The following is a 21,136-nucleotide window of genomic DNA, read 5'->3' on the forward strand; positions in this document are numbered from 1 at the left end:
CGTTTATCGCGAAAAAGGGAGAACTCATCATGCGTATCAAGATGACTCTTTTGGCAATCGCCTATGTCGCCGTCAGCGCTCTGCTGCTCGCCATCGCGTATCAGCCGCAGGGGTCGGTGGCCACAGCGAAGACCGATCGCCTGGAAGGCGCGTCCTTCCTCGTCGAGCGCTTCGCCGGTTGATCAGCCGAGCGCCGGCGTAGAGGCCGGCGCTCGCAAGCGGGACACGTTTCGCTAATATCAATGTGGGTTGCCGACGGCAGACCCGCTGAGCAGGATTCGGTTCTGCACCGCGGTCACGCCCTCGACCGCCCGGGCGACGGCGGTTGCCCGTTCGATTTCCCCGACCGTACCGACGGTGCCTGTCAACACGACCTGATCTTCCTCCATCGTCACTTCCACATCCGATGCATCGATGCCGCCGGCAATTGCCAATGCATTGGCGACGGCGGCCTCGAGAGATGCGCGATTGGCGATCTCCGCTTCCACTTCGGGCGCAAGCCCGTGAAATGTCGGCTCTTTGAAAACCATATTCCGTTCCTCCGAAAGATCCCAAGAAGAAACGCCATCGGCCTGGTTTGGTTTCCTGCGTTACCAGCTGACGCGGTAGCGGAGATTGACGCTGCTCGCCTCATCAGGCGAGAACGGATTGCTGACCGAGGCATCGAGGTTGAGGTTCGGCAGGATCGCCTGGTCGACCGCCACCGTGCTCGAGAAGTCGCCGCTGGCATTGCTGACCCCGGCGCCTGCCGAAAGCGAGGTTCCCGTCCAGGGATGGATCAACTTCAGCGCCTGTGACGCCGTCACCGAAGTCTCCCTGGCATCGACTGGATCGTAACGGACGCTCAGGGAGCGGCTTGATTGCATGTCGAGCGAATCCGACAGGATCCAGTTGCGCGAGCGGCTGAGCGTCAGAGCGCCGCTGCCGCGCAGCGTATCGACGCTGACCCTGGCGCCCCGCTGCGATTGGCCTGCCGGCGTAACGCTCGTCTTGCTGATCCTGCCCCAGAGCATGGCCTGTTCGGAATCGGGTAGCGGCGCGCCGCCTTTTGTCGCTGCCAATGCGAGATCGGCGCCGGCGCTCGTCTCCCATTCCGCCGGCAGACGAAAACCCATCGTTGCCTTGTATGATCGATCCGAGACTTTGGCAGGCGACCAGATCAACAGGTCGTCCGCCTTTGCGGTCGCGGTCAGCGAAAGCACGATGGCGGAAAGAATGATGGCTATTCTGAATATCGTCATGTGTTCCGATCGTTTTGACCTGACACGTGCTGGCTCATCGAATGGCACGATACCGCACCAAAGTGCCGGCAGCGAACACGGACAGGCAGCACGGCCAAGCCGTTCATCCCGACGTCATCCTCGATTTAGTGTTTGGCCGAAAAAGCCGAGGGCAGCCAAGTGCCCTTTTTCAATGGCCGCCGCAGCGCCCCGGTTGCCCATGCGCCGACGAGCGGCGGCAGGGGAATCACTTCCCTTCAGGAATGTCATAAGGATCACACCCCGCCGCCGCTCTGTAAACCCCCGAGGAGCTGAAATCTGCTGCACCGCACACTTGCCGCACCCTCCAAACCCTAGTAGAGCCTGAGCCTACGAGAGACATTTTTCGCGAAATTCCAAATGATGACCGGCAAAACCGCGCCGCGGCGCCTCAGCATCTTCGGCTCGACCGGGTCGATCGGCCGCAATACCCTCAATGTCGTCGAACATCTGGGCGGGCGGGAGAACTTCGAAATTTCCGTTCTGACAGGCAACGGCAATGTCCAGCTGCTCGCTCGGCAGGCCAGATCCTTCGGCGCGCGGCTGGCGGTGACGGCAAACGACCGGCATTATGAAGCGCTGAAGGACGAACTTTTCGGCAGCGGCATCGCGGTCGCGTCGGGGAAATCCGGCCTGATGGAAGCGGCCGACCGCGAAGCCGACTGGGTGATGGCGGCAATCGTTGGCACGGCGGGTCTGGCGCCGACGCTTGCCGCTGCGCGCCGTGGCGCTGATATCGCCCTTGCCAACAAGGAATGTCTGGTCTCGGCCGGCGATCTCTTCATCGGGGCGATCCGCGCCGGCGGCGGCAAGCTGCTTCCCGTCGACAGCGAGCACAATGCGATTTTCCAGGTGCTGGAAGAAAACCAGCGCCATGCCGTCGAGCGTGTCATCCTGACCGCCTCGGGCGGTCCCTTCCGTACCGCCTCGTTGAAGGAGATGGCCGATGTGACGGTGGAAACCGCACGCGCCCATCCGAACTGGTCGATGGGCTTGAAGATCTCGATCGACAGCGCCTCGATGTTCAACAAGGCGCTGGAAATGATCGAAGCCCGCCATCTTTTCGGACTGAGGCCCGAGCAGATCGAGGTGATCTTCCATCCGCAGTCGATCATCCATTCCATGGTGGGTTATACCGACGGTTCGGTGCTGGCGCAGCTCGGCGCTCCTGATATGCGCACCGCCATCGGTTACGCGCTGTCCTTTCCGCGCCGGCCGAACCTGCCGGTCGAGCGGCTGGATTTCGCCAAGCTCGCGAGGCTGGATTTCGAAGCGCCGGATGAGGTGCGGTTTCCCGCCTTGCGGCTGGCGCGCCTTGCGATGACGCGCGGCGGCGTTCAGGGCGCGGTGCTGAACGGCGCCAAGGAAGTGGCGCTCGAGGCCTTCATCGAGGGGCGCCTCTCCTTCCTCGCCATGGCCGAGGTCACCGAGAGGGTCATGGATGACCTGGCCCACCTGCCGCCGGCTGCCGGCATGGACGATGTCTTCAACGCCGACCGGCAAGCCCGGCAGCGCGCGGCGGCGCTGCTGAAACTCGATCTCGTCGGTTGAGAGCTCGGTCGGCTAGCGCAGCCGATTGCCGTGCTCGTCGAACAATCGGCAATTCGAGGGCTCGAACTGCAGGCTGACCTCTTCGCCGGCCGCAATGCTGGTCGGCGACCGGTGCTCGACGGTGAGCGACTGACCATCGCCAAGCTGGCAATAGAGATACTGCGTTCCGCCGAGATACTCCGAAAAATCGACTCTTGCCCTCAGGCTGCCATTGAGCTCGGGCGCCACTTTCAGATGCTCCGGCCGCAGACCGAGCGTCACGGCCGTACCGGCCAGCCTGTCTTTCGCCAGCAGGCCGCTTTCGACGCCCCCGCCGGCGATATCGACCAAGCCGCCTTCGCCCCATCGGGCATTCAGGAGATTCATCCTCGGCGAACCGATGAAACCCGCCACGAACGTATTCGAAGGATTTTCGTAGATTTCCCGCGGCGTTCCGGCCTGCTCGACGCGGCCGTCGCGCAGCACGACGATCTTGTCGGCGAGCGTCATCGCCTCGGTCTGATCATGCGTGACATAGATCATCGTATTGCCGAGTTCGCGATGAAGGCGGGCGATCTCGATGCGCATGGACACGCGCAGCTCCGCATCGAGATTGGACAGCGGTTCGTCGAACAGGAAAACATCGGGCTCGCGCACGATCGCCCGGCCGATCGCCACGCGCTGGCGTTGGCCGCCGGAAAGCTGGCCGGGGCGCCGGTCGAGCAGATGATCGATCTTCAGGATCGCCGAGGCTGCCTTGACGCGCGTCTCGATCTCCGCACCATTCGTACGCGCCATCTTCAGGCCGAAGGCCAGGTTGTCGCGCACGCTCATATGCGGATAGAGCGCGTAGGATTGGAAGACCATGGCGATGCCGCGCTCGGACGGATCGAGATCGGTGACAACACGTCCCTTGATCTCGATCTCGCCATCGGTCACGTCCTCCAGGCCGGCGATCATGCGAAGCAACGTCGATTTTCCGCAGCCGGACGGACCGACGAAGACGACGAATTCGCCCTCCTCGATCGTCAGGTCGATGCCATGGACCACCTGCAGATTGCCATAGCTTTTTCGCACGTCCTGAAGGACGACGCTCTTGTTACCCATACCGTTCGTCATCCCCAAACGACCTACTTGTCCGCCTGGACCCAGACGAGCATCTCTCCGGGCGCGCGGTTGTCCCAGAGATGATAGGGCACGAAGCGTGCTGTGGCGACCCGCCTTTCGGCCGGCGCCTTGCGGTAGAGCGATGTGCCCCAATTCGATGTTTCCTCACGCTCGACCTTGAGATCGAGAGCGACGGCATCATTGAGGTCCTTCAGCACGACCGTTTCGGCGGCCGACAGGTCGCGGGGCAGAACGATGGTGTTGAGGTCCTCGCCATTGTCCGTTGTCTCAACGCAATAGACGAGCGGACCGCGCATCAAGGCGACGCGGCCGGCATCCTGGCGCACTTTCGGATTGGCATATTGCGGACGAAACGCCAGCGGCAGGTAGACGGCCACCTTATCACCGTCCGCCCATTCGCGGTCGATCCTCGCATATCCGTCGCGGACATGAGCACCGAGGTCGAGCATCGCCCCGTTGACGCTGACGGTTGCGCCCTCTGCCCAATCCGGAATGCGCAGCGACAGCGCGAACCGAGCCGGCTTTGCCAGCTTGACAGTGAAGGCGACCGCGCCGTCCCACGGATAATTGGTGCTCTGCTCCAACGCCAACTCGGCGCCATTGGCAAGCTTCAGCCGGGCGGTGCTTTCGCCATAGAGATGGACGGCGATCTCATCATCGGCAACCGCATACATGTATGAGCCGATCGACGTCACCAGACGGGCGATGTTCGGCGGGCAGCAGGGGCAATGGTGCCACTTCCAGCGGTGGTGCTTGCCCGCACTTTCGAGCGGATTGTCATAGAAGAAGGTCTTGCCGTCTGTGGAAAGACCCGGCAGCGCGCCGTTATAAAGCGCCTGCTCCATGATATCGGCATAGCGCCGGTTCGGTCCGCGCCCGAGCATGCGGCTCGCCCAGAAGACCAGGCCGACGGAGGCGCAGGTTTCCGCATAGGCCGTGTCGTTGGGCAGATCGTAATAATCGGTGAAGCCTTCGTTAGAGGCGGCCGGGCCGATGCCGCCGGTGATGTACATCTGCTTGGTCGTCAGATCGTCCCAGAGTGTTTCCAGCGCCGCCGTCAGACTGTCGTCGTTATATTCGGTGGCAATATCGGCCATGCCGGAATAGAGGTACATGGCCCGCACAGCATGGCCGACGACCTTCGTCTGTTCGCGTACCGGCAGGTGCGCCTGGCCATATTCATAGGTCTTCTGATGGAAGTCGGCAGCGCTGCGGCCGTCGCGAGCGGCCTCGGCCGTAAAGAAGTGCGGCTCGGTGCCGCGTTCGTCAATGAAGTATTTCGACAGGTCGAGATATTTCTTCTCGCCGGTCACCCGGGCGAGCTTGACCAATGCCAGCTCGACTTCCTCATGGCCGCAATAGCCGGGGATCTGCCCCTCACCATGGCCGAACACCTTGATCATGTAATCGGCGTAGCGGCACATGATATCGAGCAGCTTGCGCTTGCCGGTCGCCTGATAATAGGCGACCGCGGCTTCCACCAGGTGGCCCGCGCAATAGAGTTCGTGATGATCGCGCAGATTGGTCCAGCGGCGGGATGGCTCGACGCGCTGGAACCAGGCGTTCAGATAGCCGTCCTTGTCCTGCATCCGCTCATACATGTCGATGATCTCATCGGCGCGCGCCTCAAGCTTCGGGTTCGGCCGGCGATAAAGCGAGTAGGCGATCGTCTCGATCGACTTGCCGAGATCGGAATCCCAGAACATCTGCGTCGTCCCGCCCCAGGGCTGAATGGGAATGACGACGCCCGGGCTCGGCTGGTTGACGTCGATCGCCTTGAGCATGCCGGCCTCGACGCAGCGGTCGAGCAGAGTCTCGGCGGTGGAATTGCAGACGGCGTCCTGCCACTTGCCCCAGAAGCCGCCGAGCTCGACATCGGGAACGGCGACGGGACGAAACTGGCGGTCATTGCTTGACTTGGTCATGGGCTCTACCTTGAGCATGATGCCGAAAAGTGTGAGCGGTTTTCGGACGACATCATGCTCTAACTATTTAATTGAGAACAGGATTCAGATTTTAGGCCGACGGCCTAAATCATCCTGTTCTTGCGATCATTTCACCGCGCCGGCCATCAGCCCGCGCATGTAGTAGCGTTGCAGGAGCAGGAAGACGATCAGGCAGGGGATCGTCATGACGACGACACCAGCCTGCACCGCTCCCCAGTTGATGGCGCCGAGCCGTCCGGCGCGAACCGCCGTCATCAGTACCGGCAGGGTGTATTTCTCATTGCTGGAAAGCAGCACGAGCGCAGCGAGAAACTCGTTCCAGGCATTGAGGAAGGCGAAGATCGCCACCGTCGCGACACCGGGCAGCACCAGCGGCAGCAGGACGCGCGCCAGCAGCCTCAGATCGCGCGCACCGTCGATGCGCGCTGCCTCTTCGATCTCCTTGGGCACGGCGTCGAAGGCATTGCGCATCATGAAAACGGAGAAGGGCAGTTGCAGCGTCACATAGACGAGCGTCAGCCCGAGCAGCGAATTGTTGAGGCCAAGTTTTGCCAGGATGATGAAGAGCGGCGTCAGGATCGACTGGAACGGGATCATCAGCGTAGCAATGATCAGCACGAACAGTGCATTCTTCATCGGGAAGCGATAACGCGAGAAGCCATAGCCGGCGAGCAGGCTGACAAGAACGGTCAGCACCACGGTGGCGACCGAAACGAACAGCGAATTGATCATGTGCCGCCAGATGCCGGCACCGAACGTATCGAGCAGCGCATAGGCATCGAAGCTGATGCTGGATGTCGGCCACGGCGGCAAGGGCGGCAAGGTGGCCTCGGCACCCGGCCGGAAGGAAGCGAGCAGCGTGACCGCGAACGGCGCCAGAAAGAAGATCGAAATGGCGATGCCTGCCAGATGATAGGTCGACTTCGTGCGGATGGCCTTGCGGGCGCGGCGTTGCCTTGAGGTCGTCATGGACGCTCCTCCCCGACGCGCAGCAGCCAGAGCTGCACGATGCTGATGGCGACCAGAATGGCGAGGAGCGCAATCGAGAGGGCCGCGCCATAGCCGAGATTGAAGGAGACGAAGGACTGGTTGAAGATGTAATAGACCACCGAGATCATCTTGTTCTGCGGTCCACCCCCCGTCATGATATAGAACTGGTCGAAGGCGAGGATCGAGCCGGTAACCGAGACGATCAGGGCTAGCGCGATCGTCTTGCGCATCAGCGGCAGCGTCAGGTGCCGGAAGCGCTGCCAGCGGCCGGCGCCGTCGATGCGGGCCGCCTCCGTCAGCTCGGATGGAATGGCCTGCAGCCCGGTCAGCAGAATGATCATGGTGAAGCCGGCGATCTTCCAGACGACCATCACCACGACCGTCAGAAAGGCGGTGTCGAAGGTCGCAAGCAGGTTGGGGCTCTTTTCCAGAAGACCGAGTGCTTTCAAGGCTGGGCCGATGAAGCCGCTATCGACATTGGCAAGCCAGACCCAGAGCAGCGAGGCCGTGGCAAGGCCGACCACGACCGGCAGGAAGATGATCGTGCGGTAGGCGCTGACGAACTGCCGTTCCTTTTCGACGAAGATCGCCAGCGGAAAGGCGACAGCGAAGATCGCGATAGTGACGATCACGGTGTAATAGGCGGTGAAATTCAGTGCCGCTATGAAACGGGTGTCGTTGAACATACGGAAATAATTGTTGAAGCCGATCCAGCGCGACGCTCCCATCAGCGGCCAGTTGTGAAGGCTCATCCACCCCGTGAAGAGAACCGGCATGACGAAGAAGACGATGACCAGCGCCATGGCCGGCGCGATGTAGAGCGGGCCGCGCCAATTCGATCTGCGCCGCCGCTTTCGCCGGGGCAATAGGATATTCGAACCGGAACCGGTCATCGAAACGCTCCGCATCTGTCAATTGAAAATGGCCGGGAAGCTGCCACCGCTCCCCGGCCGCGGCCTCGGGAGAGTTATTGGCCGCTATCGATGATCGACTGCATTTCCGACTGGGCGCTCGAGAACGCGCCGTCGACATCGTCGCCGAAGATCGCCGCGTTGGTGAAGCTTGCCCATGGGCCGTTGGCGCTGTTGATCAGGTCGTTGAACTGCAGCGTATAGGGCGTCTTGGCGACGCCGATCGCCTTGAGGCCGACCTGCATGCGCGGATCGAGACCTTCCAGCACCTTACCGGCGATGTCGCCGCGGGTCGGCAGGCTGCCATATTTCGCCATCACCTTCTGGCCGTCCTCGGAATAGATATATTCGAGGAACTCCTTCACGGCGTCGATCTTCTTGGTGCCCTTGGTGATGACGAAGTTGTCGCCGCCGGCAAAGGAGGAAGGATTGCCGTCGACCCCGGGGATGAGGGTCACACCGAAATTGATCTCGGGATGCTGGGTCACCAGCGTGCCGATGGCAAAGGCGCCGAGGCTCTGCTGGCCGATCTTGCCGTTGGTGAAGGTCAGGAAGTTCGTACCGTTGTCGCTGGCCGCACCCGCCGGCACGAGGTCCTTTTTGACCATGTTGCGGTAGATGTCGACGGCCTTGCGCATCTGAGGCGTATCGAGCGTCGCCGTCTTGCTGTCGGCCGACAGGATGTCGGCGCCCGCACCCCAGACGAGCGGCGTGAAGGTGAAGATCATGCAGCCACCGCAGCCGCCGCCGGAGAAATAGAAGCCGTAGGTGTCGTCACCGAGTGCCCGGATCTTCTCCGCATTGGCGGTAATTTCATCCCAGTTCGCCGGCGCCTTCTCCGGGTCGAGACCGGCCTTCTTGTAGAGGTCCTTGTTCCAGGCGAAGACCGATGTCTCGACGGAGAGCGGCAGGCCGTAGATCTTGTCCTGATAGGTGCCGAGGCGGACATGCGACGGCGAAAGCGAATTGAAATAGGGCAGCGACTTCGCCCAGTCCGTCAGGTCTTCGAGCTGGCCGGCCGCGGCAAAGGCAGGATTGTAGATGAGGTCCATCGACAGCGCGTCGGGCGCCTGTCCGCCAGCGATTGCCGTCGCATATTTCTGCACCAGCTCGGAGAACGGCACTTCGGTCATTACGACCTTGTTCTCGTGGCTGGAATTATAGGCTTCGACGACTTTCTTGAAGGCGTCGCCGATCCCCGAGCGAACCCACATTTCGACGTTTTCGGCCGCCGATGCAGCCGAAACCAGGCACAAGGTGGCGATACCGGTCGCCGCCAATAGACGCTTGATCATGACACTCCTCCCAATATGGCGCTCTCCTCGCGCCTTTGCTCATTTCCGTGATTCTCATTCCCCGGGGGTTCTACCCCCGCATGACCGCCGAACGACGAGCCGGCAGGGCAACTTTCTCACTCCCGGCTCGACAGGCCGTCCTTCCGCAAGCGCCAGCACGGTCAATCCGGCCTGCCGCCCGAGTTCCTTCAGTTCCATATCTACCGTCGTCAGCGGCGGCCGCGTCTGGGCCGCGACAATCTCCCAATTGTCGAAGCCGATCACCGACACGTCCTGCGGCACCTTGACGCCGCGCTCACGCAGCGCATCCACCGCCCCACGGGCGATCTGGTCGTTGCCGCAGAAGAGCGCATCGGGCTTTTCCCCTGGCCTCTTCCAAAGCTGTTCCACCGCCTCATGGCCCCAGCTCTCCGACCAGATGCCGTAGAGCACCGGCTCGCGGTGGCCCGCCACCTGACGATAGGCCCCGGCCCGCTCCCGCACCGAAAAGAAGTCCTCCGGCCCGGTAATATGCGCAATCCGCCGCCGCCCGATCGTCACGAGCCATTCCACCGCCAATCTCGCACCCTGCCCGTCGTCCGAACGGAAAGTAACGCTGTTCGGCGTCCCCTCGGTGAAGGCGTAGACGACAGGCACATGCAAATTCGACAGATCGACGGGCAGACGCCTGTCCAGCCGCTTGCCGGTTGCGATGATACCGTCGACCTGCTTGTCCAGCATCGCATCGACATGGATCTGAGCGAGCGCCGGATCGTCTTCGATGGCGCATAGGAAAACCGAAACGCCATGATCGACGAGCGCGTCCGAAATACCCGCCATCACAGGCAGCGTGAAACGGCCGTAGGTGTCGTTCGTCAGCAGCCCGATGGTGAAGCTGCGCTTGCTGAGAAGACCTCTTGCCAGCGCATTTGGCCGATATCCGATTTCGCCGGCAATCCGCTTCACGCGCTCGCGGGTTTCCGTCCCCATCCGACCGGTGTCGTTGAGCGCCTTCGACGCCGTCGAGATGCTCACCCCGGCGGCCGACGCCACCTCATGGATGGTGATCCTGCCTCTTTTTCCTCCCGATATGTTCAGGCTTTCCTCCTTCTGAAATGGCTTGAGAAAAGCTTTTACCATTCTGCCTGTCAAGTGAGAAAAGGTTTTCTCATGCAATTCGAGAGACGGAGCGGCGAGGCATGGATTGTCTGGAAGGAAGGCGTTGCAACGGCCGATGCGAATCCATAGGACCGACTTGCAATGCGTCACTCATCTTAGAGCGAAGGGCAGCGCTGGATAATCTTAATCAGCTAATGAATGCGGAACGAACAACCGCCGTCAGAACCCGATGGAGGTTCTGATTCGCGGAAGCTAGAACCCAAGCGATCGCTAGATCAGGCGACGTGCCTTGCCAGCGCGCAACGCGACCAGAGCGAATGCAGGGCCTCGACGAGATGGGCGATATCGGCGTCGGAATGCAGCGGCGTCGGGGTGATGCGCAGTCGCTCGGTCTTCTTCGGCACGGTGGGATAGTTGATCGGCTGGACATAGACGCCGCAATTGTCGAGCAGCAGGTCGGAGATCCACTTGCACTTGGCGGCATCGCCGACCATCACCGGTACGATATGGCTGGGATTGTGCATATGCGGAATGCCGCGCTGGTCGAGCAGCGAGCGCAGCTTGCGCACCCGGTCCTGATGGCGGGCGCGCTCGAATTGGCTGACCTTCAGATGCTGGATCGAGGCCACCGCACCGGCGGCGAGCGCCGGCGGCAGCGCCGTGGTGAAGATGAAGCCGGAGGCGAAGGAGCGGATGAAATCGCAAAGGGCTGTCGACGCGGCGATATAGCCGCCCATCACCCCGAAGGCCTTGCCGAGCGTGCCCTCGATCACCGTCAGCCGGTCCATCAGCCCCTCCCGTTCGGCAATGCCGCCGCCGCGCGGGCCGTACATGCCGACGCCATGGACTTCGTCGAGATAGGTCATTGCCCCGTATTTGTCGGCGAGATCGCAGATCTCCTTGATCGGGGCGATATCGCCGTCCATCGAATAGACGCTCTCGAAGGCGATCAGCTTCGGCACCTTCGGATCGGCGGCTTTGAGCTTGGCTTCGAGATCGGCGACGTCGTTATGCTTCCAGATCACCTTGTCGCACTTGGCGTAACGGATGCCCTCAATCATCGAGGCGTGGTTCAGCGCGTCGGAGAAGATGATCAGGCCGGGAATTTTGGCGCCGAGCGTACCGAGTGCGGCCCAGTTGGAGACATAGCCTGAGGTGAAGATCAGTGCTGATTCCTTGCCGTGCAGATCGGCAAGCTCCCGCTCGAGCAGAACGTGATAATGGTTGGTGCCAGAAATATTCCGGGTGCCTCCCGCACCCGCGCCACAGTGGTCGATGGCGGCCTTCATCGCCTCGATCACCTTCGGGTTCTGGCCCATGCCGAGATAGTCGTTGGAGCACCAGACCGTGACTTCCTTCTCGCCGTCGGACGTATGGCGCGTCGCGCGCGGGAAATTACCGCGGTGACGTTCGAGATCGGCAAAAACGCGGTAGCGGCCCTCGGCATGAAGCCCGTCCAGCTCGTTTTTGAAAAATGCTTCGAAATCCATCATATGCTCCAGTATCGCGCGGCCGTTCTTGCCGACCGGACGTCCGCGCGTCAATGCTTACCCTTTGCTTTAACATCAACTGCGGCAAAAGGCCCAGATTTTTGAATGATTCCAGAGGAAAAAATGCGTGCGCCACAATCAGTGGGACCGGTGCCGCAAAAGCGCCTGACATAGGCGCAAAATCCGCACGGCCGCAACAACACTCTTCGCGAAAAAAATCAGGCCAAGAGTGGACAACCCTTTCTTCCGACATAGTTTTCCAGCTAGCCTGCCAAAAAAACAAAAGGGACGGCCTTTGCCCACTGGACAACAACCTCGGAGAGAAGAGATGAAAAAAGCTGTCATACTCGCATTGATCGGCCTGTCGATCGCAAGCTGCACGCCGACCCAGCAGGGCGCCGGTATCGGCGCTGCATCGGGCGCCGTCATCGGTGGCGCGGTCACCGGCAATGTCCGCGGCGCGGCCGTCGGGGCCGCCATCGGCGGCGTGTCAGGCGCTCTTATCGGCAGCGTCGCGGAACAGCCCGGCCAGTGCTACTATCGCGACCGCTATGGTCGCCGTTACATCGACGCTTGCCCGCGCTGAGAGCGCTGACAAAGCGGCAAAACAGGAAATCCCGGACACACATCCGGGATTTTTTGTGCTGAATTAGTGCGTGGGCAATTTAAAATGGTACACCCTGCGCGATTTTGCCGCTAAGCTGTTCACGGCTGGGCAACGAAGCTTCATGTAGGCGTAACCAAAAGCAGCGGATGCGGATTAGAGGGACAAGTCCGAAAATAGGTTTTGCGTATCGGCGAACAGGCACCATGATGGTGGTCGCAGCGGCAGCTGCTTTCTCACCGGTCCTGATCGGCGATGCTTACGCCTTCAAGCTTTTCGGCATCACCATCTTCGGCAAGGAGGAGGACGAGAGCGAACAGGTGCCCGATCCGGTGCGCTATCAAGTCGACCTCAAGGCCGACACCGCCGATCCCGATCTTAAGGAAGCGCTCGAAAACAGCTCCCGCCTCGTCAGCGACCAGAAACAGCCGGTCTCCGGCGATCTCGGCATCGTCGTCAAGGCGCGTGACGACCGCGAGCGGCTGATCGCCGCCTTGTACGAAAAGGCGCGCTATGGCGGCGTGGTGACGATCACCATCGATGGCAGAAACATCGACGACCTGCCGCCCAATCCGACCTTCGACCGCTCCGGGCCGGTCCCCGTCACCGTCAATATAACACCCGGCCCCGTGTTCAGGGTCAGAGAGGTGCAGTTCGGCGGCGACGCCGCAGATCGTAATCCCGCCGATTACGACCTTGCCCCCGGCGCCGAGGCCGGCTCGCTCGCCATCATCAAGGCCGGCGACAAGATTGTCGAACAGTTGAAAAGTGAAGGCCGGCCCTTCGCCAAATTGACCGAACGCAAGGTCGTCGCCGATCACAGGAGCGATACGGTCGACATCGTGCTTGCTGCCGAAGGCGGGCCTGTCGCCCCGATCGGCGATGTCGGGGTCACCGGCGAAAAAACCGTGCGGCCCGGTTTCATCCAGCGTTATTCCCGGCTGAACAAGGGGGACGCCTATTCGCCGGAAAGGCTGAAAAAGGCCGGCGAGCGGCTTCGCGCCCTCGGCGTCTTTTCAAGCGTCACCATTCATCAGGGCGATGTGCTGGCGCCTGATGGTACGCTGCCGATGACGATCGAGGTTTCCGAAGGCAAGAGGCGTTATTTCGGCGTCGGCGCGCAATATTCCACCACCGACGGCCTCGGCATCCAGGGCTACTGGGGTCACCGCAACCTATTCGGCGAGGCCGAGACGCTGAGGATCGAAGGCTCGGTCTCGCGGCTCGGCGAAACAACCGATGTCGGCAGCCTCGACTACTCCGCCGGCATCCTCTTCACCAAGCCCGGCGCCTTCTTCCCGGCCGCCACGTTGAAGGCCGGCATCGTCGCCAAGACCCAGAACCCGGACGCTTATAATGCGACGCTCGTCACCGCCTCGCTCGGCCTTTCCTATGAACTGACCGACAAGGACACGGTGTCGGCGAGCGGCGAAGTCAGCTGGGAGCGTGATGATGACGCCTTCGGCACCAATGACTATCTGACCATCGCCCTGCCGCTTCAATATGATCGTGACGCACGCGACGACAAGTTCAATCCGACCGAAGGCTATCGGGCGACAGCATCGGCAAAGCCCGGCTACGAGATCATCAACGCCACACCCTACGCGGCATTCGAGGGCTCGATCTCCGGCTATCTGCCATTCGGCGCCGAGGACCGCCTCGTGCTTGCCGGCAAGATCGCCGCCGGCGTGCTGATCGGCGGCGGCGGGATCGAGGACATTCCTGCCACGCAGCGTTTTTTCGCCGGCGGCGGCGGTTCAGTGCGCGGATATAGCTATCAGGAGATTTCGCCTTACAATGACAATGGCGATGCCACCGGCGGCCGCTCCTATGTGACCGGGTCGTTGGAGGCCCGCTTCAAGATCACCGATACGATCGGCCTCGTGCCCTTCATCGATGTCGGCACTGTATCGGATAGCACCTTCCCGGGTTTTTCCGATATCCGCGCCGGCGCCGGCGCAGGAATACGATATGCCACACCTTTCGGGCCGTTGCGGCTTGATTTTGCCGTGCCGCTGAACAAGTACGAAGATGGCACAGATTATGGAATTTATGCCGGCATCGGCCAATCCTTCTAGGGTTGCGATTCCGGCTTCTTCCGATCGATGGGCCGCATGAAAACGGGGTAGTCCGCGCCGATGCAAACGCTGGCAAAAATCGTCAACTGGATCGTGCGGGTCACCGGCTATGCCGTAGGCGCCATTTTGATTCTCGCTGTCGCGGCACTTGCGATCTTCGGCTTCACCTCCTTTGGCGCCCGCATCGTCACCGAAAGGATCGCCTCCACTCTTTCCAACCGCGACATGACGATCGAGGTGCGCGAACCGGAAGGGCTTTTGACTGGCGGGCTTCGCGCCGCCGAAATCTCCCTATCCGACACCAGGGGCGTTTTTGCGGAAATTCACGGCGTGGCAATCGATTGGAACCCGCTGGCGCTGCTGACGGGAACATTCCGCGCCAAGCGTTTCCAGATCGACACGATCAACGTGCTGCGCAAGCCGGTGCGCACCCTGCCTTCGCGGCCCGGCGCCGAAAATTCCGGCGGCTTCGCACTTCCGGTCAAGATCGATGTCGACCATGTGGCCCTGCCCGATATCAATCTGGCCGAAGCTTTTGCCGGGCGCGCCTTCGCGCTCGCCGCCAACGGCAGCCTTTCGGCCGATGGCGACGGCGGCGAAGCGATGGTCAATGTCAGCCGCCACGCGGTTCCGGATGCGCGCCTTACTGCCGATATCGCCTATGCGCCGGCCGAAAACCGGCTGCGGCTGAAGGCTGAGCTTGCCGAGCCGAAGGGTGGGCTGTTGGCAGGCTTCCTCGGCCTGCCTGACAATCCTGCCGTCAACATCGACCTCGACGGTCAGGGACCGATATCCGACTGGACGGGCAAAGTGCAGGCTGCGCTCGACGGACAGCAGCGCGCTGCAATCGAGGGCCGGCATGCGATTGGCACAGACGGACTGCACCATCTCGATCTCAAGGGTGGCGGTGACCTGAGTTCGCTTCTTCCCGCGGCATTCCGGCCGCTTTTCGCCGGCCAAACCAATATCGACCTTGCCGCCACCTTCGACGATCATGGCAAGCTCGATATCCAGACCGGCAACATCGCCACCGGCAGCGTCGTCATCGCCGCATCGGGCGCGCTTGATCCGGCCGGCAACAACAGCCTGAACGCCAATCTCCTCGGCACATCCGGCCCCGTCGATTTCCGCTGGCCGCTCGCCGAAGGCGAAGCGCGCTTTCTGATATCAGGCCTCAACCTGGCTCTAACAGGCGAGGCGCAGACCGCCCGACTGAGCCTCAGCGGCTCGCTCGACAGCGCAACCCTGCCGCAGGCCGATATCGGCAACGTCAAGCTGACAGCAAAGAGCGACGCCTTCAATCTTGCCGGCCGTTCCGGCAGCGTTCAGCTACGCCTCGTGGCCGGCGACGCAACCTTTGCCGAGCCGAACCTCAACCGCGCAGTTCAAGGCCCTATCACGATCGCGGCGCCGCTCCAGATTTCGCCGGGCGACATCGGCTTCAACGGCACCACCGTCGAAAGCGCCAATATCAACGGCAGCCTCAACGGCTCCTATCGGCTGGCGGACCGCGCGCTGACCGGCAATGTCAAGCTGAGCGTCGAACCGGCGGCCCTGCCGGCCGCGGCGACGAGCAGGTTCGATCAGCCGATCTTGGTCGAAAGCCAGGTGACCGGCACGATCCCGTCGAAATTCGCGCTGTCCAACCTCGTCCTGAAATCCGGCACGCTTGAAGCTGCCGGCAACGTCGCGCTCGACGGCTCGATGTTGAACGCCGATCTTTCAGGCCGGCTGCCCGATATCGGCAAGCTGATGACAGGCGCGAGCGGCGGAGCAGGTTACGCGCTGAGGATCGGAGGCGAACTGCCGGCGATCTCCGTGACAGCCAATATCAAGGCTCCCAGCCTTGAGATAGCTGATCGCGCGCTCGCCGACGTCAATATCGATCTGTCGGGTGTCGCCGATCCCAAGGCACCGCAGGGGAAGTTTGCGGCCACCGGCACGATCGACGGACAGCCGCTCGGCATCAACGGCGACATCCGTTCTGAAAACGGCAAGACGAGCATTCCCGCACTGACCGCCGATGTCGGCGGCAACCGGCTGACAGGCAATCTGGAGCTCTCGCCCTCCTTGACACCCTCGGGCGGGTTGACCTTCGATTTTCCCAAGCTCGGCTTGCTGGCCGCGCTCGGCGGACAGAAAGCCGAAGGAGACCTCAAGGGCTCGCTCGGCATCGATAGCCATGACGGCAAGATCGCGCTCAAGCTCGTTGCGTCAGGCGCCTCGATCCACCGTGATACGATGGCGATCGCTAAGCCGGATATCGACCTCACGGTCAGCGATCTCAGCACCCTTGCGGCAAACGGCACGCTCAGGGCCGAGGAAGTAGCTGCCGGAGCGAACAAACTTGGCGGACTTTCTCTCAGCTTTACCAAGCAGCAAGACCGCACCAACTTCGACCTCGATGCTGCCTATGACGGCAATCCCGTGATGGCGGACGGCACCATCGAGATGGCCGCCGGCAATGTCGGCCTCAACCTCGATCGGCTCTCGGCAAGCCCCCGCAACATTCCGATCGAACTCGCTGTTCCGACGCGGGTCACGGTCACCGGCGGCGTCGCTAATCTGGACGGACTGACGTTGAAGACCGGCACCGGCTCGGTATCGGTTACCGGTTCGGCCGGCGAGACGCTGAATCTCGATGCCATCATCAAAGAGCTGCCAGCATCACTCGTCGACGGTTTCGTGCCGAATCTTTCGGCTGGCGGCACGATCTCGGGAACGATTGCCGTGACGGGAACGCCGTCAGCACCCATCGCCGATTTCAAACTCGACTGGAAGGATGCGACCACAGGACAACTTAAGGGCGCGGGCCTGGCACCGCTCGGCATCATCGCCAACGGTAAATTCGTCGACAAGAAGCTCGATTTCGACACGACAATCACCGGTGCCGACAGCCTGTTGCTCAAGGCCCGCGGCGACGTCGGGCTCGCTGATCCGACGGCGCCGGTGCTCGATATCGATGCCGATATCCTCAACCTGCCGGCGCAGGTCGCCAATGGTTTCGTTTCCGATCTCGCCGCCGAGGGCGCCATCACGGGAAAGGTGACTGCCTCCGGTTCGCTTAAGGCTCCGACCGCCAATTTCGATCTCGCCTGGAAAAACGCTGCGACGCGCCACACGAAGCGCGCCGGCCTCGCGGCTCTTGATGTGACCGCGTCCGGCAAATTCGCGGGCGACAAGCTCGATTTCGACGCTGCGGCCAGCGGCGCCAACAACCTCTCGCTCAAGGCAAACGGCAACGTTGATATCACCGGGACGACGGTCGGCAGCGTCAAGGCGGACGCAACGCTGACCAATATCCCCGCAACTATTGCCAACGGCTTTGTTCCCGATCTCGCAGCGGATGGCACTATCTCGGGAATGGTTTCGGCCAGCGGGTCGCTTGCAGCTCCGATCGCCGATTTTGATCTCCATTGGCAAAACGCCGCGACGAGTCACACGAAACGAGCGGGCCTTACCGGTCTTGACGCTAGGGCGTCCGGAAAGTTCGCCGACAACAAGCTCGATTTCGACGCTGCGGCCAGCGGCGCCAACAACCTCTCGCTCAAGGCAAACGGCAACGTGGACATCACCGGAACGACGGTCGGCAGCGTCAAGATCAACGCAACACTGGACAATATCCCCGTGGCTATTGCCAACGGCTTCGTTCCCGATCTCGCAGCGGAAGGTGCTCTCTCCGGAACGGTCGCCGCCAGCGGGTCGCTTGCAGCTCCAATCGCCGATTTTGATCTCCATTGGCAAAACGCCGCGACGAGCCACACGAAACGAGCCGGCCTCACCGGTCTTGATGCCACGGCGTCCGGCAAATTTGCCGACAATAAGCTTGATTTCGACGCCGCGGTCGCCGGCGCAGACAGCCTCTCGCTCAAGGCGAACGGCAATGTCGTCGTGACCGGCACGACGATCGGCACCGTCGCGGCCGATGCGACGCTGTCAAATATTCCGGCAAGCTTGGCAAACAGCTTCGTCGCCGATCTCGCCGCCGAAGGCACAGTCTCGGGGAGGGTCTCGGCTGCGGGCTCGCTTTCCGCCCCGACCGCCAATTTCGACCTCAATTGGAAAGACGCTGCGACAAGCCACACGAAGCGTGCCGGCCTTGCGGCTCTCGCCATGACCGCATCGGGGAAATTTGCCGATAACAAGCTGGATTTCAACGCGGCCGCCGGTGGCGATCAAGGTCTCTCATTGAAGGCCATGGGCAATGTCGCTCTCGCCGGTACGGCGATTGACAGCGTGAAGGTCGATGCCGAAATCGTCAAACTCCCGGCTGCTCTCGCAAATGCCTTCCTCCCCGATTTGGCGGCCGGCGGCACGATATCAGGCACGCTCTCTGCAGCCGGAACACCCGCTGCACCCAAGGCCGATTTCAAGCTCGACTGGGCGGACGCCGCAACTAGCCACACCAGAAGCGCGCATCTTTCCGGCCTCGCGCTTGCCGCGTCGGGACACCTCGCCGACAACAAGCTCGACTTCAACACCAATCTTGGCGGCAAGGACGGTCTCTCACTGAATGCCGCGGGCAATGTGGCGATATCGGGCACTTCGGTCCGCAACATTGACGTCAAAGCCGATCTCGCCAATCTGCCCGCGAGCCTTGCCAACGGCTTCGTTCCCGGTCTTTCCGCCGAGGGCACCGTGTCGGGAACGGCATCCGCCTCCGGAGCGCTGCCGAAACCCGCCGTCGATTTCAAGCTCGATTGGAAGAACGCCGCCACCGCCCAGACCAGGAGCAGCGGCTTGTCGGGCCTGAGTGCCGCGGTCACCGGCAAGTTCGCCAATGACAGGGTCGACTTCGATGCTAGCCTTACCGGCAAGGACGGCATGTTGGCCAAGGCGGCGGGTGGCGCGACGATCGCGGGAACCGCGATACGCGACCTTTCGATCAATGCCGATATTCCGGCGCTGCCCGCAAATATCGCCAATGCCTTTGTTCCCGGCCTCGGTGCCGAAGGCACGCTGTCGGCGAGCGCCCAGACATCGGGAACGCCGGCAGACCCGATCGTCGATTTCAAGCTGAACTGGAAAGATGCCGCGACCAGCCACACCAAGGCCGCCGGCCTCTCCCGCCTTGCCTTGGCGGCGACGGGAAAATATGCCGGCGACCGGCTGGATTTTGATGCCGACCTCAGCGGCGGTGGCGGCATTTCGCTGAAAGCCGCTGGTAATCTTTCCATTGCAGGCACAACGATCCGATCGATCGACGTCACCGCAAACGCCGCCAATGTTCCGGCCGCCATCGCCAACGGTTTTGTTCCTGGCATAGGAGCCGAAGGCACGATCTCGGCGACGGCCAAAGTGACTGGCACGCTGAGCTCGCCCGTCGTGGACTTCAAGGTCGACTGGAAGAATGCCGCAACGAGCCAGACGAAGGGCGCCGGTCTTTCGCCATTCACCATCGGCGCATCCGGCAAGCTTGCCGATAACAGGCTGACGGTCGACACCAACCTTACCGGCGACGCCGGTATGTCGCTGAAAGGCGGCGGCAGCGTCGTGATATCGGGCAACCGCGCCCTCGACATGCGCTTCAACGGCAATGTTCCCTTCGCCGTGCTTGGCGCCCCGCTCGCACAGCAGGGCTTTGTCGCCGACGGCGTCGCCAAGGTCGATCTTAAGATTGGCGGAACGGCCGCAGCCCCCGTCATCAACGGCACGGTCTCGACATCAGGCGCCAAGCTTGTCGACGTCAGGCGCAATCTTGCCGTCAACAATCTCGCAGCCACAGTCACCTTCAATGGCAACCAGGCCGTCATCTCGCGCCTCAGCGGCAATCTGGGCGGCGGCGGCACGATTTCGGCAAGCGGTACCATCGGCATCCAGCCCGCCGGCGGATTTCCCGCCGACATTTCGATTAAGCTCGACAAGGCCGTCTATGTCGACGGAACACTTGTCGTCTCGACCGTCAACGGGACGGTCGGCCTGCGCGGGCCGATCCTGAGTGCTACGCTGAGCGGCAAGCTTCGGCTGGACAAGACCTCGATCACCGTCCCGGAAAGATTGCCGACCTCACTCCGTGAAATCGACATCCGGCATAAAAACGCACCGCGATCGGTGCTGGCGCAGCTGCGCGATGACGGTGAACGGAAGCCGGGCGAGAAGTCCTCGACTATCACACTCGACCTCGAAATCGATGCGCCCTCGCAGATCTTCGTGCGCGGCCGCGGCATCGATGCCGAGCTTGGAGGTCTCGTGACGATCCGCGGAACGGCGGCAGCACCGATCGTCACCGGTGGCTTTACAATGCGCCGCGGCCGGCTCACCATTCTCAATCGTCGCCTCAATTTCTCCGACAAGAGCAAAATCACCTTTGCCGGCGACCTGACGCCGGCGCTTGACATGGAAGCGACCTCCACCTCCGGCACGACGACCCTGACGGTCGATGTCTCAGGCCTTGCCACCGATCCGTCAATCACCTTCTCCTCCTCGCCTCAGCTGCCGCAGGACGAGGTGTTGGCGCAGTTGATCTTCGGCCAGTCGATGTCGAAGCTCTCGCCGGTGCAGATCGCCCAGCTCGCCGACGCCGTCAGCCAGCTGGCCGGCAACCGCTCCACCTCGCTTTTCGAGGGTCTGCGCAACCAGCTCGGCGTCGACGATTTCGACATCAGCACCGACGCGAAGGGCCAGACGAGCGTCAGCGTCGGCCGCTATCTCAACGACCGTACCTATTTCGAATTGCAGCAGGGCGGCTCGGCCGGCGCCAAGGCAATCATCAATCTCGATGTCGGCCGTGGCGTCAAATTGCGGGGAGCCGCCGGCGGGAATGGCGCCGGCGAAGCGGGCATCGTCTATGAACGGGAATATTAAAGC

General features: G+C 62.0%; 14 protein-coding genes. 5 read left to right on the plus strand and 9 right to left on the minus strand.

Annotated elements, in window-relative coordinates; translation table 11 throughout:
- Positions 1–29 precede the first annotated feature (29 nt).
- Positions 30–182 carry a hypothetical protein gene (locus PH551_RS24000; protein ID WP_176536406.1) on the plus strand — a complete coding sequence of 51 codons (153 nt, stop codon included), beginning with the start codon at positions 30–32 and terminating at the stop codon, positions 180–182.
- Positions 183–239: 57 nt separating this feature from the next.
- On the opposite strand, the gene PH551_RS24005 is transcribed toward PH551_RS24000, so the two are convergent.
- Both PH551_RS24005 and PH551_RS24010 read right to left on the minus strand, forming a co-directional pair.
- Complete coding sequence (locus PH551_RS24005; RefSeq protein ID WP_097601551.1) at positions 240–530, minus strand: BON domain-containing protein; 291 nt, start codon at positions 528–530, stop codon at positions 240–242.
- Between the two features lie 60 nt (positions 531–590).
- Positions 591–1,241, minus strand: coding sequence for a hypothetical protein (locus PH551_RS24010; RefSeq protein ID WP_285195319.1), 651 nt, complete (start codon positions 1,239–1,241; stop codon positions 591–593).
- A gap of 378 nt (positions 1,242–1,619) precedes the next feature.
- Between PH551_RS24010 and dxr the strand changes: the two genes are divergently transcribed.
- The gene (gene dxr / locus PH551_RS24015; protein WP_285195320.1) at positions 1,620–2,810 is read left to right on the plus strand and encodes a 1-deoxy-D-xylulose-5-phosphate reductoisomerase; all 1,191 of its coding nucleotides are present in this window, start codon (positions 1,620–1,622) and stop codon (positions 2,808–2,810) included.
- Between the two features lie 12 nt (positions 2,811–2,822).
- Here dxr and PH551_RS24020 read toward each other — a convergent pair whose 3' ends face one another.
- The 7 genes from PH551_RS24020 to hemA all read right to left on the minus strand — a co-directional run bounded on the left by PH551_RS24020 (position 2,823) and on the right by hemA (position 11,647).
- On the minus strand, positions 2,823–3,896 hold the full coding sequence (locus tag PH551_RS24020; protein ID WP_285195321.1) for an ABC transporter ATP-binding protein: 1,074 nt from the start codon (positions 3,894–3,896) through the stop codon (positions 2,823–2,825).
- A 23-nt stretch (positions 3,897–3,919) separates the two neighbouring features.
- A complete protein-coding gene (locus PH551_RS24025) occupies positions 3,920–5,842 on the minus strand; it encodes a glycoside hydrolase family 127 protein (protein ID WP_285195322.1) in 1,923 nt (640 codons plus the stop codon).
- 126 nt (positions 5,843–5,968) lie between these two features.
- Positions 5,969–6,832, minus strand: a complete 864-nt coding sequence (locus PH551_RS24030) for a carbohydrate ABC transporter permease (protein ID WP_085779667.1) — start codon at positions 6,830–6,832, stop codon at positions 5,969–5,971.
- Complete coding sequence (locus PH551_RS24035; RefSeq protein ID WP_285195323.1) at positions 6,829–7,746, minus strand: carbohydrate ABC transporter permease; 918 nt, start codon at positions 7,744–7,746, stop codon at positions 6,829–6,831. The genes PH551_RS24030 and PH551_RS24035 overlap by 4 nt, the downstream gene beginning before the upstream one ends.
- Positions 7,747–7,820: 74 nt before the next feature.
- The gene (locus tag PH551_RS24040) at positions 7,821–9,059 is read right to left on the minus strand and encodes an ABC transporter substrate-binding protein (RefSeq protein ID WP_285195324.1); all 1,239 of its coding nucleotides are present in this window, start codon (positions 9,057–9,059) and stop codon (positions 7,821–7,823) included.
- Between the two features lie 54 nt (positions 9,060–9,113).
- Positions 9,114–10,091, minus strand: a complete 978-nt coding sequence (locus tag PH551_RS24045; RefSeq protein WP_285195386.1) for a LacI family DNA-binding transcriptional regulator — start codon at positions 10,089–10,091, stop codon at positions 9,114–9,116.
- Between the two features lie 341 nt (positions 10,092–10,432).
- Positions 10,433–11,647, minus strand: a complete 1,215-nt coding sequence (hemA, locus tag PH551_RS24050) for a 5-aminolevulinate synthase (RefSeq protein WP_285195387.1) — start codon at positions 11,645–11,647, stop codon at positions 10,433–10,435.
- Positions 11,648–11,975: 328 nt separating this feature from the next.
- Between hemA and PH551_RS24055 the strand changes: the two genes are divergently transcribed.
- The 3 genes from PH551_RS24055 (at position 11,976) to PH551_RS24065 (ending at position 21,133) form a co-directional block, all read left to right on the plus strand.
- Positions 11,976–12,233 (plus strand): YMGG-like glycine zipper-containing protein, encoded by a 258-nt coding sequence (locus PH551_RS24055; protein ID WP_004679653.1) that lies wholly within the window; start codon positions 11,976–11,978, stop codon positions 12,231–12,233.
- Positions 12,234–12,400: 167 nt separating this feature from the next.
- Positions 12,401–14,329: an autotransporter assembly complex protein TamA gene (locus tag PH551_RS24060; RefSeq protein WP_285195325.1), complete on the plus strand. Its 1,929-nt coding sequence runs from the start codon at positions 12,401–12,403 to the stop codon at positions 14,327–14,329.
- 60 nt (positions 14,330–14,389) lie between these two features.
- Positions 14,390–21,133, plus strand: coding sequence for a translocation/assembly module TamB domain-containing protein (locus tag PH551_RS24065; protein ID WP_285195326.1), 6,744 nt, complete (start codon positions 14,390–14,392; stop codon positions 21,131–21,133).
- Positions 21,134–21,136 lie beyond the last annotated feature (3 nt).

Origin of the sequence: Rhizobium atlanticum (genome assembly GCF_030182485.1) — a bacterium.
Taxonomy (GTDB): Bacteria; Pseudomonadota; Alphaproteobacteria; order Rhizobiales; family Rhizobiaceae; genus Rhizobium.

Excerpts from the sequence above, each read along its gene's own strand:
- dxr (WP_285195320.1), top strand. The coding sequence starts at position 1,620 with ATGATGACCGGCAAAACCGCGCCGCGGCGCCTCAGCATCTTCGGCTCG.
- PH551_RS24025 (WP_285195322.1), bottom strand. The coding sequence starts at position 5,842 with ATGACCAAGTCAAGCAATGACCGCCAGTTTCGTCCCGTCGCCGTTCCC.
- PH551_RS24005 (WP_097601551.1), bottom strand. The coding sequence starts at position 530 with ATGGTTTTCAAAGAGCCGACATTTCACGGGCTTGCGCCCGAAGTGGAA.
- PH551_RS24055 (WP_004679653.1), top strand. The coding sequence starts at position 11,976 with ATGAAAAAAGCTGTCATACTCGCATTGATCGGCCTGTCGATCGCAAGC.
- PH551_RS24065 (WP_285195326.1), top strand. The coding sequence starts at position 14,390 with ATGCAAACGCTGGCAAAAATCGTCAACTGGATCGTGCGGGTCACCGGC.
- PH551_RS24000 (WP_176536406.1), top strand. The coding sequence starts at position 30 with ATGCGTATCAAGATGACTCTTTTGGCAATCGCCTATGTCGCCGTCAGC.
- PH551_RS24030 (WP_085779667.1), bottom strand. The coding sequence starts at position 6,832 with ATGACGACCTCAAGGCAACGCCGCGCCCGCAAGGCCATCCGCACGAAG.
- PH551_RS24020 (WP_285195321.1), bottom strand. The coding sequence starts at position 3,896 with ATGGGTAACAAGAGCGTCGTCCTTCAGGACGTGCGAAAAAGCTATGGC.
- PH551_RS24010 (WP_285195319.1), bottom strand. The coding sequence starts at position 1,241 with ATGACGATATTCAGAATAGCCATCATTCTTTCCGCCATCGTGCTTTCG.
- PH551_RS24040 (WP_285195324.1), bottom strand. The coding sequence starts at position 9,059 with ATGATCAAGCGTCTATTGGCGGCGACCGGTATCGCCACCTTGTGCCTG.
- PH551_RS24060 (WP_285195325.1), top strand. The coding sequence starts at position 12,401 with ATGCGGATTAGAGGGACAAGTCCGAAAATAGGTTTTGCGTATCGGCGA.
- PH551_RS24035 (WP_285195323.1), bottom strand. The coding sequence starts at position 7,746 with ATGACCGGTTCCGGTTCGAATATCCTATTGCCCCGGCGAAAGCGGCGG.
- hemA (WP_285195387.1), bottom strand. The coding sequence starts at position 11,647 with ATGGATTTCGAAGCATTTTTCAAAAACGAGCTGGACGGGCTTCATGCC.